Origin of the sequence: Planococcus sp. FY231025, assembly GCF_052078085.1 — a bacterium.
In the GTDB taxonomy this organism is placed as follows: Bacteria; Bacillota; Bacilli; order Bacillales_A; family Planococcaceae; genus Planococcus.
Genome location: NZ_JBQJJG010000003.1, coordinates 1 through 17,133, shown reverse-complemented (window position 1 = coordinate 17,133; position 17,133 = coordinate 1). Strand labels below are relative to the sequence as shown.

14 protein-coding genes are annotated in these 17,133 nt (G+C 52.1%); 2 read left to right on the top strand and 12 right to left on the bottom strand.

Annotated features, from left to right (window positions below; all coding sequences use genetic code 11):
• From addA to ACTL32_RS02360, 3 genes are all read right to left on the bottom strand, one after another.
• Positions 1 to 3,618, bottom strand: a complete 3,618-nt coding sequence (addA, locus tag ACTL32_RS02370) for a helicase-exonuclease AddAB subunit AddA (protein WP_441339979.1) — start codon at positions 3,616 to 3,618, stop codon at positions 1 to 3.
• Positions 3,596 to 7,072 (bottom strand): helicase-exonuclease AddAB subunit AddB, encoded by a 3,477-nt coding sequence (gene addB / locus ACTL32_RS02365; RefSeq protein WP_441339978.1) that lies wholly within the window; start codon positions 7,070 to 7,072, stop codon positions 3,596 to 3,598. The genes addA and addB overlap by 23 nt, the downstream gene beginning before the upstream one ends.
• Positions 7,073 to 7,141: 69 nt before the next feature.
• Positions 7,142 to 7,768 (bottom strand): TVP38/TMEM64 family protein, encoded by a 627-nt coding sequence (locus ACTL32_RS02360; RefSeq protein ID WP_377339288.1) that lies wholly within the window; start codon positions 7,766 to 7,768, stop codon positions 7,142 to 7,144.
• Between the two features lie 207 nt (positions 7,769 to 7,975).
• On the opposite strand from ACTL32_RS02360, the gene ACTL32_RS02355 reads away from it, so the two are divergent.
• On the top strand, positions 7,976 to 8,668 hold the full coding sequence (locus ACTL32_RS02355; protein ID WP_204890728.1) for an AzlC family ABC transporter permease: 693 nt from the start codon (positions 7,976 to 7,978) through the stop codon (positions 8,666 to 8,668).
• Positions 8,668 to 8,976, top strand: a complete 309-nt coding sequence (locus tag ACTL32_RS02350; protein WP_204890729.1) for an AzlD domain-containing protein — start codon at positions 8,668 to 8,670, stop codon at positions 8,974 to 8,976. Before ACTL32_RS02355 ends, ACTL32_RS02350 begins: the two co-directional genes overlap by 1 nt.
• A gap of 18 nt (positions 8,977 to 8,994) precedes the next feature.
• Here ACTL32_RS02350 and ACTL32_RS02345 read toward each other — a convergent pair whose 3' ends face one another.
• From ACTL32_RS02345 to ACTL32_RS02305, 9 genes are all read right to left on the bottom strand, one after another.
• A complete protein-coding gene (locus ACTL32_RS02345; protein ID WP_204890730.1) occupies positions 8,995 to 9,252 on the bottom strand; it encodes a DUF2198 family protein in 258 nt (85 codons plus the stop codon).
• Positions 9,253 to 9,264: 12 nt separating this feature from the next.
• Positions 9,265 to 10,413: a PDZ domain-containing protein gene (locus tag ACTL32_RS02340; RefSeq protein ID WP_441339977.1), complete on the bottom strand. Its 1,149-nt coding sequence runs from the start codon at positions 10,411 to 10,413 to the stop codon at positions 9,265 to 9,267.
• An 86-nt stretch (positions 10,414 to 10,499) separates the two neighbouring features.
• Entirely contained in the window at positions 10,500 to 11,609 is a 1,110-nt protein-coding gene (locus ACTL32_RS02335) for a trans-sulfuration enzyme family protein (RefSeq protein ID WP_441339976.1), read from the bottom strand.
• A 12-nt stretch (positions 11,610 to 11,621) separates the two neighbouring features.
• Complete coding sequence (locus ACTL32_RS02330) at positions 11,622 to 12,200, bottom strand: peroxiredoxin family protein (RefSeq protein WP_441339975.1); 579 nt, start codon at positions 12,198 to 12,200, stop codon at positions 11,622 to 11,624.
• Between the two features lie 118 nt (positions 12,201 to 12,318).
• Positions 12,319 to 13,758: a murein hydrolase activator EnvC family protein gene (locus ACTL32_RS02325; protein WP_441339974.1), complete on the bottom strand. Its 1,440-nt coding sequence runs from the start codon at positions 13,756 to 13,758 to the stop codon at positions 12,319 to 12,321.
• Positions 13,759 to 13,829: 71 nt separating this feature from the next.
• A complete protein-coding gene (gene ftsX, locus ACTL32_RS02320; protein ID WP_204890734.1) occupies positions 13,830 to 14,714 on the bottom strand; it encodes a permease-like cell division protein FtsX in 885 nt (294 codons plus the stop codon).
• A complete protein-coding gene (gene ftsE / locus ACTL32_RS02315; RefSeq protein ID WP_204890735.1) occupies positions 14,704 to 15,390 on the bottom strand; it encodes a cell division ATP-binding protein FtsE in 687 nt (228 codons plus the stop codon). The genes ftsX and ftsE overlap by 11 nt, the downstream gene beginning before the upstream one ends.
• A 266-nt stretch (positions 15,391 to 15,656) precedes the next feature.
• Complete coding sequence (cccB, locus tag ACTL32_RS02310) at positions 15,657 to 16,001, bottom strand: cytochrome c551 (RefSeq protein ID WP_441339973.1); 345 nt, start codon at positions 15,999 to 16,001, stop codon at positions 15,657 to 15,659.
• Positions 16,002 to 16,050: 49 nt separating this feature from the next.
• A complete protein-coding gene (locus ACTL32_RS02305) occupies positions 16,051 to 16,923 on the bottom strand; it encodes a YitT family protein (protein WP_441339972.1) in 873 nt (290 codons plus the stop codon).
• Positions 16,924 to 17,133: the final 210 nt, after the last annotated feature.

Genomic DNA, 17,133 nt, shown 5'->3' with positions numbered 1-17,133 from the left:
CTAAATCTTCACGAGCTGTTCAGCGGCAAATAGATAAAGCAGCCGCTCCTTGATGCGTATCTGGAGAATCGCTTCGACAGCCTCCTGATAAACAGCGAGCTGCACGCCATAGCGGGCTCCCATTTCCTTTTCGACGTCCGCCAGCTGGAACACGCTGTCCGTTTTGTAATCAAGCAGCACCCAGCCGCCTTCTTCTTCGAACAGGCAGTCGACAATCCCTTGGATGATTTGATGGTCGCCGTCATGGTCCGGCTTAGCGTAAGTAAATGGCACTTCCCTTTTGACATTCGAAGCATTTGCAAGGCGTCCAAAAAGAGCACTGGCATAGAATTTTTCAATATCCCTGGCACGGACCGCCTTCCCTTCTTCAGGGGAAAGGATTTCCTTGCCGACCAGTTCTTCGATGAATTCCTTGATTTCCGTGAAGTTCATCTTCCGGTCAAGCGGCAAATGCTGCATCACCGCGTGGACGGCAGTCCCGACATCAGCGGCAGACAAGCGTTGTTCCTGCATGAAATCCGGACGGTGGAACAATGGATTCCGGGATGGACCGCTAATCGGCCGGCTGGCTTGAATAAAAGATTCCGGTTCATCGAGGCGCTGCAGCATCTGCAGTCGCTTGATCTCGGAAACCGATTGTTTGGAACGCTTTTCAGTCGCTGCCAAATGTGGATACTGGTAACCGAAGCGCTTTTCCACTTCTTCCGTGTAATCCACATCCCCGGTTTGGGGCTGAAGCAGCTCTTCCACGTCGAGCGGAGCCGGCAGCAGAGAAGCCGATTCGACCACACTGACGCGGAAACGGGAGTGGTGCGGAAGCGCTTGCCCCTCGGCCTGAAAAATTTCCGCCGCATCCGGATGGCGGGAAAGTGCAGGGCCAATCCAGTCCAGATAGCCTTTCGCCCGTGAACGCATAAAGTCCGGCAGCAGCGTCAACGGGGAATTCACTTTCCATTTTTCTACGAGCTTGTCGATATCTTTGACCGAAGCCGTGATGAACAGCCGCTCTTTGGCCCGTGTCATTGCGACATACAACACGCGCATTTCCTCCGCTTTCATCTGCAGCTGCTTCATTTCCTTAACCGCTAAAAACGGCAGCGACGTGTATTCCAGCCGCGTGTCCGGATTGATCGCTTTGACGGCGAGGCCGTATTTCTGGTCGAATAGATAGGATTTCCGGAAATCCATTTCATTAAAGGACCTTCCCGCCCCGGCGAAAAACACGACCGGAAATTCGAGCCCTTTTGACTTATGGACTGTCATCAGGCGGACGACATTCTCTTTTTCGCTCAATGATTTGGCAGTTCCCAGGTCGTCGCCGCGCTCACGCATCCGGTCGATAAACCGCAGAAAGCGGAACAGTCCGCGGAACGAAGTTTTTTCATATTCAAGCGCCCGGTCATGGAGCGCGCGCAAATTTGCCTGCCGTTGCTTGCCGTTCGACATGGCGCCTGCCATTTCATAATAATTCGTATCCAAATAGACTTGCCAGATCAGTTCAGCAAGCGACCCGCGCCGGGCGAGATTGCGCCAGTCTTCCAATTGAAGCGTAAAGCGCCGGAGCTTTTCAGCAGCTGCTGGATCGATGCCGGTCCCGCTGCGGATGAATGCTTTGACTGCGTCGTAGAATGAAGCATTGGGCGCTGCCAGCCGGATCTCGGCCAGCTCGTTCTCCTTTAATCCGATGAATGGTGCCCGCAAAACCGAGACCAGCGGGATGTCCTGGAACGGGTTGTCGATGACACGCAGGGTATTGAGCATGATCATCACTTCAAGCGCATCGAAATAGCCGCCGGTCAATTCTGCATAGAGAGGGATGCCGGCCGCTTTGAACTCGTCCACAAAATCGCCGGACCATGTCATCGACCGCATCAGCACGACGATGTCGCTGTATTCAAGCGGCCGGTTCTGCTGCTTCCACGGATCATAGACCAGCGTCTCCTGCTCCATCAGCTCCCGGATCTTCGCAGCGATATAGCGGGCTTCCCATTGCGATTTCGCAAGATCGTCCTCAGGTTCTTCTTCAGTTTCCGGCTCATGGATCAGCGTCAATTCAATCGGTACATCCGATTCCGGAAAAGGCGCCTGGTGCTTCAGGGCAGCTGCTTCGTCATAGGTGATTTCCCCGACGCGCTCGCCCATGATCTGGGAGAAGATATAATTGGTGCCGTCCAAGATTTCCTTTCGGCTGCGGAAATTGGCATTCAAATCGATGCGCAGGCCGGTGCCTTCTGCTTCTTTGGTGAACCGGCTGTATTTGCCCAAAAACAGCATCGGTTCTGCCAAACGGAAACGGTAGATCGATTGTTTGACATCACCGACCATAAACAGATTGCCGGTTTCTTCCGTCCCCGATTTCACCAGCGACAAGATGGTTTCCTGGAGCATATTCGTATCCTGGTATTCATCAACGAGGACTTCTTTAAATTGTGCCTGGTACTCCTTTGCAATGGCGGAAGGTTTTCCGCCCTCACTCAAAATTTCCAGGGCATAATGCTCCAAATCCGAAAAGTCGACGATTGCGCGGTCGATTTTCAGCGACCGGTACTGGGCGGCAAAGGTTTTCGTCAAGCCCACGAGCGTTTCCATCAGCGGCGCCATTTCCCGCATTTCCGCCAACAGCCGTTTCGGGCTCCGGATGAAATAGGATTCGAAAATGCCATTGACGATTTTCTTCACTTCATTGCGCCGCCCTTTGGCTTCTTCTGCCAGACGCGGGTCGCACGTGTCCTTCCGGATCGTGGCGGCTTTCGGCCAACTGAACGATTTGCTTAGTGCGTACAGGCCCTCCCATGATTCCTCGAGTGCTGCGATGGCGGTTTCAATCACTGCCAGATCCAGATCGAACGTTTCCCCCAACACCTCGGGCCCGTCCGGCTGAAGCGTCAGCATCTTGCCTTCAAGGGCAATCTGGAGCGCTTCTTCAAACGCGTGGCGGATGGTCATCTTCAGGTCTCCGATAAACGGCAGATCATCGATTGTAGCCCCTTCGGGAACCGCATAAAGTGCCGGCACCCCTTCGAGCCAGCGTTCCGGCTCAGGATGGACCCTTGAATAATCGTATAGCTTGCTTAAGAGCACTTCCATCGCCTGGTCGTTCCGGTCGGAGGTGAAACTGTCGGCCAACCGGTAAACCGCTTCTGCGCCTTCGCCTTGGTAAGCGTTTTCGAGAACAGCTTCCAGCACATCATCCCGCAGCAGGGCCGCTTCCGTTTCGTTGGCGATGCGGAAACCCGGATCGATTTCCAATAAATAGGCATATTGCTTCACGACTTGCAGGCAGAACGAGTGCAGCGTCGAAATCTGGGCTTTATTGATCAGCCGGAGCTGTTTTCTCAAATGCTTGGATTCCGGATTTTGCGCTACGGCTTCTTCCAGCGCCCCAAGCATCCGGTGGCGCATTTCGGCAGCCGATGCGTTCGTGAATGTCACGACCAGCAGCTCATCGACCGAAATCGGGTCTTCCTCGGCGATCACTTTCTCAATCATCCGGTTGATCAGTACCGCCGTTTTTCCGGAGCCGGCAGCAGCTGACACGAGCATATCCTGCCCTTTTGCCCAGATGGCCTGCCATTGCTCGTCAGTCCATGTGGCATCAGTCGGTTTGTTCGGAATCATCGTCTGTCGTCTCCTTTCGAATCAATTCTACTGCTTTGTCGTTGCTCAAAGCAGGAAGTTTCCGGTAATGCTGGTCCGGGTCCGCCGGGTCAAACTGGCAGATGGAACGGTAAGAGCAGAATTGGCAAGGCGTATCTTCCTTCACTTTATAAGGCGTGATGCGCGTATCGCCATCTAATATGCCGTTCCCGGCGCTTTGGTGCTTGTTGCGGACAAAGCGCCGAATCGCTTCCATGTCTTCTTTTTGGACCGTTTTGGACTGGGATGCGGAGATGGTTCCGCTTTTGTTCATCCTTACCGGCACGACATTCGAATAGCCGTCGATGCCGCTGTCCATGGCGCGGATGACGTCCGGATCCTCGACGAGCAGCCCGTTCATCTTGAATGATTTTGCCACCTCTTCTTCCACTTCTTCAGCTGTCATCAGCTTGGTGAGCTTCAGCATCGGATTGTGCATATGGAAATACAGGACGCCTGCCGGTTCCGCCTCACGCTCCAGCCAGCGTTCCGCGTTGTCCAATGCGACATCGAGATAAGTGAACGTCTGTAGGGCAAGCCCGTGATAGACGTCGCCCAGCTCCAATCCCTGCTTGGAAGACTTGTAATCGATGATCCGCAGATACGGCTTTCCATTGATTTCGGTGGCATCGATGCGGTCGATGCGCCCGCGGATGTTCATGCTGCGCCCGCCTTTCAAGCCGATGGCAAGGGGCGGCACGGCTTCCTTCAAACCGAAGCCGACATCCAGTGCGACCGGCGAAAAGCCGGTGACCTTGGCATGCTTGCCCAGCATGAACGCAGTCTGGCGGATGATTGCTTGCAATTTATGCTGGATATACCGGTAACGGTGCGAACTCATCAGGATGTGGTTGACGAAGTAAGGCGACAATTGCTCGACGGCCTGTTTCGACAATTCCTGCGCCTGCTTCTGCGTGATTTCGGACCACGACAAGCCCAGGCGCGAAACTTCATCTGATATCCACTTGATGGCCGCATGGAACAAATCGCCCATCGCGGGAGCCGCCAATTTATACTGGTCACGCTCTTCAAGCCGGAGGCCGTAAGCGACATACTGGGCAAACGGACAGCCGAAATAAGTTTCCACACGCGACACACTGGCAGCGACCGGTGTGCCGTATAACGGCTCTGCAATGTCTTCCCGCAGCGGATCGGCTTTATTGGGCTTGGCCGGTTCGAGTATACGCGCTACGACAGAAGCCCACAAGGGGTCTCCGCGGTAATAGGAGAGGACGGCCTTCCATTCGGCACTTAACTCTCCTCCGCGCAGCTGTGACGTTAAATAGGCAAGTGTCGCGCGCGGATGGGAAATGTACGCAAGCGGCTCCGCCCCGGCCAGGTCGGCCGGATCAGTTGCTGCCGGAATCACATCTAGTGCGAACATATCCCGAAGTTTCTGGATATAAAGCGACGGCAGGAGCGCCTTTCCTTCTTCATCCGCAATCGGATAGGAAACCGTCAACAGATCGGACCCGGACGTGAATGCGCGGTAAGCCATATACGTTTCATCCATCAACCGCATTCTGGAGGTGGGCGCAAGTTCAAAACCGACTTGCGCAAACCATTCGCGGTCGGTATCTGTCAAGAGGCCCTCCTGTTCGACGCGCCGCGGCAGAACACCATCGTTTGCGCCAATGACGAAAACGGATTTGATGTCCATCAGACGGGCGAGATCGAGTTTGGAGACTGTCACTTGGTCAAGCGATGGCGGAATCCTCGAGAACTCCAGCGTTTCAAATCCTTCATCGAGGATTTTGACAGCCGTGCTCAGGCTGATTTCCTTGTCCCCGAACATCAGAACGAACTGGTCGAGCACTTCCACCCATTGGTTCCAGGCCTGCTCATGCTCTGTCGCCGACAGCAGGCGGTGTTCCGCTTCTTCTCGCTCTTTCAGGCTCTGAAGCTTGCTGTAGACATCCTGTTCTTCAATAAAGAGGAAAAGCGCTTCAGCGAAGTCACGTCCTGTGCGGCACTCATCCAGCCGCCCTTTCAGGCGCTGCATGGGTTCGCGCACAAGGTCGCGGACGGCGTGCAGCTCCACTTGGGCCGCCAATTCTTCGTCGGTCTGGATGCCAGTATGCATTTCAAGGCCGCGGTACTTTTTGTAGAACCAGCGCTTTTCATCAAACCAGCGCTCCCCGTAAATGCCGTTCGCGATGATGAAATTCTCCAGGAGGTCGCTCCGTTCGCGCCATTTCGATACACTGCCTTCCGGAAAGAACAGATCCGTCTTGACTGCGCGGAACACAGGCTCGTAGGAATAATTGGACTGGACGGCCTCAAGGACCGACCGGCTGAATTCGATCAGCGGATGGTGAAGCATCGATTTTTTTCGGCTGATAAAGTACGGAATATCATATTGAGGAAAAATGGTATTGATCAATTCATCGTATACTTCGGGCTGGCGGTACAGGATCGCGATGTCCTTAAAGCGCATCCCTTCCATGGCCTGCTGCCTGATGGAGCGGGCCATGGCATGGACTTCCGCCCGCCTGTTCGCCGCTTCTACCAGGCCGATATGGCCATCGGATCCCGAAGCCCTGACGGGGTATTCATCAAAATGGCGTTCAAGATGCGCCAATTGCGGATTGTTGAAGCGCAGGGGCTGTTCCAGGTAATGCGGAAAATCCTCTTCGACGCCTTCTTTTTGCGCCATCTCTTTCAAACGGCGCGCCGTATTTGCCGGCTGGTAAAAAAGCGCCTGCTCATCGAACGGGTCGCTCTCCTCGTCCATCGGCAAAGCAATGGTGACGTTTTTGGCATATTTCATCAATTCGCGGATGATTTCGTATTCGCGGACGGTGAATGTCACAAATCCATCAATGTATATATCGGCTTCTTTGATAAGCCCGGAATGTTTGATCTTTTCAGCGAGAAGCGCCAGATGGCCTTCCGAATCGACAAACACTTTTCCGAGCCGGCTCTCGATCTGGGCCAGGATCAATTCCAAGTCTGCCGCTTTGTCGAGCAATGTGCGTGGGGCGCCGACCGATGCCAGCGACGACCGGATATTGGTGAACTCGCCGCAGTCGACGCAATACCGTGCGAATTCCTTGACCAATTGCTCGATCTGGTCGGTGAATCCGCGCTTGCCGGCTGCTCTGCGGAACAACTGGAAGTCTTCCCGGTGCTCTTCCAACAAGCTGCGGATCAGCATGCGGTAGCCGAACGTATCAACTTCCTTCCGGCTGATGCCCCCGACTTCCTGCAGCACGCGCCACGCCAGGCGCTTGAATGTCACAGCCTGTGCGCGGATCATGCCCTGCATGCCATAGGCAGATGACAGCCGGTATTCTGTCGAGAAGGACATCTGATCCGGAACAATCATGAAAATCGGATCTCCGTCCCGGCTGCGTTTCAGCTCTTCCGCTATTTCCTCCTGGATAAATCGGGTTTTCCCCGAACCTGCTCGGCCGTACACGATTCGCAATGCCATAAATTCACTCCCTTTAAATAGAACGTATGTTCTAATTTTATAAGAAATTCTTGCTGGACGCCACTATGATCACTTTTCTTTGCTGCGTTCTTCCCGCACTTGGCGGAAATCCTCTTCCACTTTCTTATGCAGCCGCTTCTCGAGTACCTTCCCGATAATATAAAGCGCTGCGATGACGGCGACAACTATTGCCGTACGGAGCGGCTGGGTAAAAAGCGCACGCAGGTCGTAGCCGACAAACGAGATCATGAAAACCATGACGAATTTCCCCGCCATGACCGTCAATAAATAATAATGCTTGCTGATGTTCGAAAGCCCTGCCACCAAATTGACAAGGGCCGATGGCGTGAACGGAAAGCACAGTAAGAGAAACAGCGGCGCGAAGCCGTTGCGCTCTACCCAATGGATGAGCTTTTGCACTTTGTCATGCCTTGTCATGAAATTCATAAACCTGGCGCGTCCGTATTTCCGGACTACTAAAAACACAGCATATGCGCCAATCACGGTGCCCCCCCAGGAAATCAGGAAACCGAGCCATAGCCCGTAGGCGGTCGCATTCGCAAACACGAATACAAATAAAGGCAGAAACGGCAGAAATGCTTCCAGAAACGGCAGCAAAAAACCGATGAGCGGGCCGAAAGCCCGGTATGACTGCGTCAACTCTAAAATATTTTCCATCGAAAAAAAGTCTGCCATGAGTTCCATCCTTTACCAGTCCAATTTGAATGCCATTATTGTGCTATAGATAATCTCCTGCATTCCCGATGTTCATTTCTTGCCGGAAGCAGTTTTTGAAAATCTTCTTCAAAAAACGAATTATTGTATGATAGACTATATTGATTACTTTACACTCTTTCCACACGTTTGGAAAAGAGAAATACTTTTACATAAGGAGCGAGTCAAATGGAAGCGCGTGGATTTTCTGCAGGCCTGAAAGCCGGTATGAGTATTGCCATCGGCTATTTCCCTGTGGCCCTGACATTTGGATTGCTTGCCAAGACCACCGGGCTGTCGTTGATCGAAGCGACAGCGATGAGCATTTTCGTTTTTGCGGGAGCTGCTCAATATATCTCCTTGTCCCTGATAACGGCTGGCGTCGCACCAATCCTCATTGTCTTGAATACGTTTATTGTCAATATCCGTCATTTTCTGATGACCGCTGCATTGAATGAAAAGATGGAGCCGGCCCCAGTCTGGAAAAAGGCGTTGTATGCTTTCGGCATCACCGACGAATCCTTTGCTGTACTTGCCATCCAGCGGGAGGAGCGGGTGAAGACCTCTTTTGCGGCCGGGGTCATCCTCATTTCGTACGGCAGTTGGGTCGTCTTCACTTCGCTCGGCCACTTGATCGGTGCGAATCTTCCCCATTTCCTGCAATCCGCGATGTCCATCGCACTCTACGCCATGTTCGTCGGCTTGCTCGTGCCATCCATGCGCGGCAACCGAAAAGTCGTCAGCCTGGCGCTGATTGCCGGCATGATCAACTCCGTTTTCTATTTTACAGGCTGGCTTTCGACCGGCTGGGCGATTTTGGTTTCCACGCTGGCATCAGCCATCATTATTGAACTCATATCCTCGAAAGGCGGTAATTCTTAATGGGTGCTTGGTTCTGGTGGATGATTTTCGGCATGGCGGCAGTGACCTACCTGCCCCGTGCCATTCCGTTGACATTACTAGAAGGACGCGAACTTCCGGCCCCTGTGCAGCACGTTCTTCGGAATATCCCGTATGCGGTGCTTGGTGCGCTTATCTTCCCGGCCATATTCTTCATCCAGGAAAACATCTGGTTCGGCGTCATCGGCGCCATTGCGGCATTCGCGATTGCGCTGACTGGGGCAAACGTCGTCTTCGTCGTCCTTGGGTCCATCGCCGTACTTGCGGGCTATAGCTTGTTCTTCTTTTAGAAAACAGAAAAAAAGCCGTCACTCATCTTCATGAGTGTCGGCTTTTTTCGACCGGTGATACATATTGGATGCGTACCAGAACCCGAGGGTCAAGGAAGCCGCATTTACGACATATAAAAACCAGGTATTTGTATATCCTGCATAGACTGCCGCTGCTATCAGCGCGACAGTCAGGATCAATCCAATGATGTGATTGAACGTGACTCGTGTAAACAGTACGACGAGCAGCCCCGGCAGAAGCAGGGACAATAAAAATTTCGTGGCCATCGATTCCATTTACATTGCTCCTTATTTGACGACGATCAGCCCAAGGCGGTGATGGTCGTGCCGGAAAATGACGTGCTGGCGCAGCCTGACTTCCCGGCTGTGGTCCAGGACTTCGAGGCGGCAATGGGCCGCATTGACTTGGATGGCTTCATACAATTCCATTTCGTTGGATACGGAAAGCCCATTGACTTTGCGGATCACTTCCCCGCGCACAAGGCCCATCTTATGTGCCGGTGAATCCGGCAGCACGTCGACGATCATGACGCCGAGCGGCTGCGGAGCCACCACATTATTGCCTTGCCGTTGTTTCATTTCAAAATAGATGGTGACTGCCAGGCGGCCGGCTGCGCCAGCCACAAGCGCCGCCAAGGCGAGCGGTGCCCAGAACAATGAGCACAATGCCAACAGGAGCGTTGCTGCTCCCGTTTTCCAGACGGCATTTCCGATTTTCGGATAAAGGTATGCCGGCAAAGTGTTGCGCGAAAGCCCTTGAAATCCGAAAACGACCGGGAACAGGATCAGCGAGAAGGAACTTCCGCCAATCGGTAGCTGCGGCCAGTAAGGCAGCGCCTCAATCACCGTGCTCGGCACGACGAAGAGGATCGGCAAAAGCCATAACCGTTTCGACATATAGGTGGCGGCTAACAGCCCCCGGGACGATTTCTCAAGGCGTGGAGACGCTGATGCTGCCCCGTGGCGCCGTACCAGGATCCCTTCCACTACAAGGAGCGCACCGGCGATCAAAGCCACCGGAATGAGCCATGCCCAATCGACGAACAATCCGTTGTATTCAGCGAGGAGCAGGTCGGCAGACCATTCCTGGTTGCTGGCGAGCCAGCCAAGAATCACGGCCCCGAGCGCCAAATAGATGAAAGACCCCAGGTAGTAGATGCCCGAAATCATCATAAGCGCACTGATGATGCTCAGCCCGATCAGCCACTGGAGCGGCACGGCCAAACCGATCCCAGCAATGGCGGCAGAAAGGATCAAGGCAAACAGCAAGCCGTCTTTGATCAGCCCGGCGAATTCCGTGCCGCCCCATTCAATCCGCGTGCGGAACATTTTCCGTTCCCGCTTGACGCGGAAGTACCCCAGCAGGATTGCCGCCAGCAGCGCTATGTACAAAACAGGATTTACAAAAAACTTTCCTATGTCTAGCAACAAATCCATTATCACTTCTTTTACACCATCCTATTCACTGCAACAGACGTTTCTTATCATTGTACCAAAGAAACAGCGGTTCCGGCACTTCTTTTTCAGTTAGCGAATGCGGTGCCGAGCTGAGCGATGATATCGTCGGCCCCTTCGATGCCGGCTGATAGGCGGACCACTTGCTTCGTCACGCCGACTTTCTCTTTCTCTTCTTCCGACAACGCCCGGTGCGAGGTTCCATACGGATAAGATACCGACGTCTCAACTCCTGCCAGTGTCGGAACGATCTTGATCCAGCCAAGCGAAGAAAAGAAGCGGTAAATATCCATTTCTTCCGGCAAAGCAAACGTGACGATGGCTCCGATGCCCGGGTACCATACTTCTGCCTTGCCTTTTAGGAAATCGGCGATTGCCGCTGCGTTCTCCGTCTGCGTTTTCATTCGGAGCGCCAAGGTCTTGATGCCGCGGACTGCCAGCCAGGCTTCAAACGGGCTTAAATTCATGCCAAGGTTGACAATGCGGTTTTCGGCGATGCGGATCAGTTCCTTGGACCCCACCAAAACACCGGCTGTTACATCACTATGGCCGCCGAGGTATTTGGTCGCACTGTGGGCCACCATGTCCGCTCCTAAAGTGTACGGCTGGATGCTGTAGGGCGTAGCGAATGTATTGTCGATCATGAGCTTTGCTCCGTAATGTTTCTTCAGCCCTTCCAGTACAGTGATGTCTTCCACCCGTAAGAAGGGATTGGTGATGGATTCGCTAAAAATCAGCTTGATTTCCGGGAAATCGATCAGCACCTGCTCAATTTCACCGACCTTGGAAAAATCAGCGAAATGCACGGTGATCCCGAGCCGTACCAATTCCTCTTTCAGGAGATGGAAAGTTCCGCCGTAGACATCTTCTGCAGCCAGCACGTGGTCGCCGCTGCCGACGACGGCAAGGATGCCGGCCAGAATCGCTGCCGTTCCGGAAGAGGCTGAGACGCCGCTCGGTGCTCCTTCAAGGCCGGCCACTGTCTGTCCTAGTGCATCGGTATTCGGATTGGCGGTACGCGAATACAAATACGTGCCGTTCCCTTCGTAATAGCCTTCCATTTCTTCAAGCGAAGAAAATGCGAACGCTGACGTTTGGTAGATTGGCATTACGGCCGGTTGGATCGACCGTTCTTTCATTGCTGCTGTTTGGACCGATTTCGTTTCAAAAGATTTCATCCGCTCATCCCCTTATTCGATTTTTCCGATCAGTTCTTCAATGGTTGCCTGATCCATCGGGCCGACAAATTTATTCTGGACCCGCCCTTCCGTATCCAGGATATAGGAAGTGGGAATGGTCACCGCTTGGTAGACCGCCCCCATATCCCCTTCAGCGTCCAGAAGAATAGGAAAAGCCAAGCCATATTCACTGACGAAAGAAGTGATCTTTTCCATGCCATGGTCCGCAGTCGTCAAATTGACGGCTAGAATTTCGACATTATCCTCTTTTGCCTTCTGGTCATAATAATCCTGCATATGCGGCATTTCAGCCCGGCATGGCGGACACCAGGTCGTCCAGAAATTCAAAATCACTTTTTTGCCCCGGTAATCGGAAAGCTTGGCGGTCTCGCCTTCAAGTGTTTCCAGTTCGAAATCCGGTGCTGTTTCCCCGAGCGCCAGCCCTTCTTTCGTAGCCAGGAATTCCACTTCGCTTCCGAGCGCCACATTATCAAATTCCGAAGTTTCTTCAATATTATCTTTGACAACGCCGACCACCATCACCCCGATCAGCACGGCCACGATCATTAATCCGACTATTTTCTTCGACATCATTTTCACCCCGTCCAGCTTTCATCATACGATAGATCCTCAGCAGAATTCCACTATGCCAAATGCCTAAATGTGAATAAAATCAAAAAACCGGCATCTGTTAGGATGCCGGCGAAACTTATCTTAATGAAACGAAGTTTTCTGGATTGACTGCATTTGAACGGGCGCCATTCCAAGGGCCGACATGGATTTCAAAATGAAGGTGCGATCCGAATGAACGCCCTGTATTCCCCATCTGGCCGACGCTTTGCCCCTGCCCGACCGACTGGCCGACAGAAACGCCGATTGAGTTCAAGTGTGCATAAACAGTCGCATGCGTCTGTCCATTAATGGAATGGGTAACGATGACCACATTTCCATAGCCGCCCATTGAGCCGGCATAGGACACGAAACCGTTCGCTGCTGATACAACGTTCGTCCCAACACTGTTTGCAATATCCACACCTTGGTGGAATTCAGGGCCGGAACCGATGTTTCTCCATCCGAAATCGGAAGTGAAGCGGCCGGTTGTCGGACGGATAAAGTCCGCGCTCACAGGAGCCGTGTAGGCTGCCGCAGGAGTTGGTGCCGGTGCCGGTGCCGCGCTTCTCTTAGGCGCAGCTGCTTTTTGTGAAGAAGCATCGGCTTTCCGTACTGCCGCTTGTTCAGCCGCTTCCTGGCGTGCACGCTCTGCTGCGGCACGTTCTGCTGCAGCGCGTTCAGCCGCTGCTTTCTCCGCCGCTGCGCGTTCCGCTGCTAATTTCCGCTGGCGTTCTTCTTCCGCTTTCCGCGCAAGTTCTGCCAATCGCTCTTGTTCTGCGATAATCTGCTTTTCGAGTTCGGCAGAAACTTCGATCGCTTCATCACGCTGCTGTACAAGCTTCGACTTTTCACTTGCCAAACGCTTCTGCTCTGCCTGCAAATCTTTTTTCAGGCCAGCTTGTTCCGCTTTTTGGCTGTCCAGTGAAGCTTTCAGTGATTTCAGTTCTGCACGGCGGTTTTCCTGCTGCGCCAACTTTGTTTCCACTTGGGCTTTTTGTTCAGCCAGAAGTTTTTTGTCTTCTGCTTGCTCGCGCATGATTTCACGGTCCGCTTCAATCAATGTGTTGACGGCTGAGAAACGGTCGATAAAATCGATAAAGCTGTTTGCGCCAAGCAATACGTCTATGTAATCAACAGATCCGCCGCTCAACTGGATAGCGCGGGCTCTTTCTTGAAGCAATTCGGTGCGCTCAGCGATTTTCCGTTCCAATTCGGCAATGGATGCCCGAAGTTCTTCAATTTCTGTTTGGGTTACATCAATATCGCCTTCGACACTTGCGATTTTTGCTTGGGTCTCTTTGACTTTTGCCACTAGCTTGTTGATTTCAGCCATGATTTTCTCTAATGTTGACTGATTCTTGGACATCGCTTTTGTTTTCTCGCTGATGCCGGAATTCAATTGGTCCTGCTGTTGTTCAGCTTGCTGTTGCTTTTGTTCAAGCTCGTTCAGTGAATCTGCGTTGGCGGCCGGCATGATGACCGACAGCGCCAATACAGAAGCTAAACTCGCCATGGCCCATTTTGGCTTGGAGGTCAAGTTCGTTTTCCCCTTTCGGTTTTACGTTCTTTTCTATCTCTCTTTTTCTCTCTGTAATCTCATTTGCTCTATTATACACGAAGGAATTTACGGATTGACATGAAACTTCCCCACACGCCGATAAAAACACCCATCAACAGGATCAAACCGCTGACTTGGTAGATGAACGGAGTGAAGTCAAGCAATGAAAACAGCTCGCCGCTCAGTTTCGGCTGTGCAAAGTCGAGCACGTTGTAATAAAGTGCAGCAACCAGGCCAATCGGTACGATTGATCCCAACAGTCCGAGCCACATGCCTTCCAAAATGAATGGAATGCGGACAAACCAGTTTGTTGCGCCAACCAATTTCATGATTTCAATTTCACGGCGCCGCGCCACGATGGTGATGCGGATCGTATTGGAGATCAGGAACATTGCCGTAAACAGCAAGGCAAGGATCAGGACCAGCCCGACATTGCGCCCGGCGTTCAAGAAACCGAATAGCTTCTCGATTTTGCCTTCGCCGTATTCCACATCTTCAATGTTCTCGATGGCGGAAATTTCTTTCGCTACCGTCTCCGTTTTCTGCGGATCGGTTGCTTTTACATAGAAGACGTCGAACAATGGATTGCTTTGTTCAAACAAGCTCAATTCGTCCCCGAAATCAAGGACCAAATCAGTCAGTTCTTCTTCCTTTGTGGAATAATCAACCGATTCCACGCCCGGCATACTGCTTATATCGCCTTCCATCTGGGTGATATCAGCATCTTCTGCTTCCAGCGAAACGAAGACTTTGATCTCGACATCATTTTCGAGATCGTCCGCCACTTTGTTCAAGTTCATCATGATCAACACGAAGACTCCTACGAGCAGCAATGTGACTGTAACGGCACTGACGGATGCAAATGTCATCCAGCCGTTTCTTCCAAGGCTTTTCAAGCTTTCACGGAAATGGCGCGCTAATGTTCTAACCTTCATAGCCGTAGTCACCTCCGTCTACATCACGGACAATCAGTCCGCCTTCGATCGCAATGACACGGTGGCGCATGGCGTTGACAATTTCACGGTTGTGCGTCGCCATCAGGATGGTCGTCCCGGTTCTGTTGATCCGTTCAAACAGATTCATGATATCCCAAGAAGTTTCAGGATCCAGGTTTCCGGTCGGTTCATCTGCGATGACCACTTTCGGTTTGTTGACGATGGACCGCGCAATCGATACCCGCTGCAGTTCGCCTCCGGACAATTCTGTCGGGAACATGCGGGCTTTATGTTTTAGGCCGACCATGTCGAGAACACTCAGAACGCGTTCACGGATTTTTGCCGGCGGCTCTTCAATTACTTCAAGCGCAAAAGCCACATTCTCATAGACATTCAATCGCGGAAGCAATTTAAAGTCCTGGAATACGACGCCGATCTGGCGGCGCAGCAAAGGCACTTTCTTATTTTTCAACGTAGCGATATCGATGCCGTCCACTAACATCTGTCCTGAAGAGGGGCGTTCTTCCCGATACATCATTTTGATGAATGTCGACTTTCCGGCTCCACTGGGACCCACTACATAAACGAATTCACCTTGCTCGATTTCAACGTTCAAGCCGTTGAGAGCAACAATGCCGTTCGGGTATTTTTTGTAGACGTTCTTCATTTGAATCATTTGCTAACCACCTATATTAATTGAGTTTCCTTAAATCCAGTTCTGTCTGAAAAAATCCGGCAGACTCATTATAACATTCTAAACCTCTATTTTTATTACATTTTTGTATCAATTGGTCTTCATGAATAACTATAGAGAGATACGAAAATCGGATTTCCTTTGGGGAAAGTAAAGGCGAATCCGCGCTTAAACTTAACACAAATATACCTGAAGGGCAAATTATTATCATTTTCGCACAAAAAGAAAAACCAGCCTTTTTGGCTGGTTTACTTCTTCTCGGACAACCATTTCGCTACAGCGTCCGCTTCTTCACCTTCGATGATGTCAGGCGGCATTGCACCTTGGCCGTTGTCAATGACCCCTCGGATCTCCTCTTCGGATAATCGGGCACCGACATCATTCAACGGCGGAAAGTTTCCTGCACCTTCCAAGTTCTCACCATGGCAAGAGATGCAATTCTGCTGGACGACCGCTTCTGCATCCACGGATGATTCACTGCCGCTGTCTCCGCCAGAATCAGCCGGCGGTTCTGCTGTTTCTTCGCCGCCTCCGCCGCATGCGCCAAGAACCAGCGATGTTCCGAACAATAAAACCATAAGCTGTTTTTTCATGCATTGCTCCTCCTCTGCTATTTAACTTACATATTACAGTATACCTGACCTACGCCCGTTTAAAACCCTCACCGAGCACTTCCGCCGCATCGGAGACGATGACGAAGGCTGAAGGATCGACAGTTTTCACCAATTGCTTCAGCCGGGAAAATTCCGTCTGGTGCACGACGACCATAATGATCGGCTTTTCTGCATCGGTGTAGCCGCCGGTTGCCGGCAGTTTCGTCACGCCGCGATCAATTTCTTCATAAATCGCATCACGCATTTCAACCTGTTTGTTCGTTATGATGTAGACAAGTTTGGAGCGGCCGAAGCCGACCTGTACAAGGTCGATCGTCTTGCTCGTCACATACAGGCCGATCAGGGCATAAAGCCCTTTCTCAATATCAAACACCAAAGCTGCCGCAAGCACAATCATGCCATCGATCAACGCAACACTTGTGCCCAGCGTCATGCCGGTGAATTTCGTGATGATTTGTGCCGCCAAGTCCGTGCCGCCCGTCGAAGCCTTGCCGCGGAAGACAATGCCTAATCCCAAGCCGACCATGATGCCGCCGATCAGCGCTCCGAGGAGCGGATTAAGCGTCCAGGGCTCCCAGCTTTCGGTCATAAAGACCACAAATGGCAGGAATACAGTTCCTACAGCTGTTTTGATGCCAAAATTTTTGCCGAGCAAGATGACGCCTGCCACGAACAATGGAATATTGAATGCCCATTGCACAAAGGCCGGCTTCCAATCGAATACGCCTTTTAAAATCGTACTGATTCCGCTGACGCCGCCTGATGCGACTTCATTCGGCAATAACAGCACGTTAAATGAAATCGCTACGATGGCCGAGCCGACGATAATGCTGAAGTAATCCAGGAATATTGTCAGCAGCGGATGCGGCTCTTTGCGGTTTCGCTGTTTTGTTTTCATCATTATTTTGTTTCCTCATTCCGTTATATGCTCTGTTAACCCTGTCAGAGTATAGCAGACACTTGCGCTATTGTGAACTTCATTTCGGTAAAGCAAAAACCCGGGAGCAACTCTGCTCCCGGGTCCAGGCGTTCTGCAGAAGCGCTCGCCGCTTCCGCTTTTCTTATTGTCCAGCTGCAGCGGCTAGCCCCTCGAGGTCGCTTCGGTTTCGCC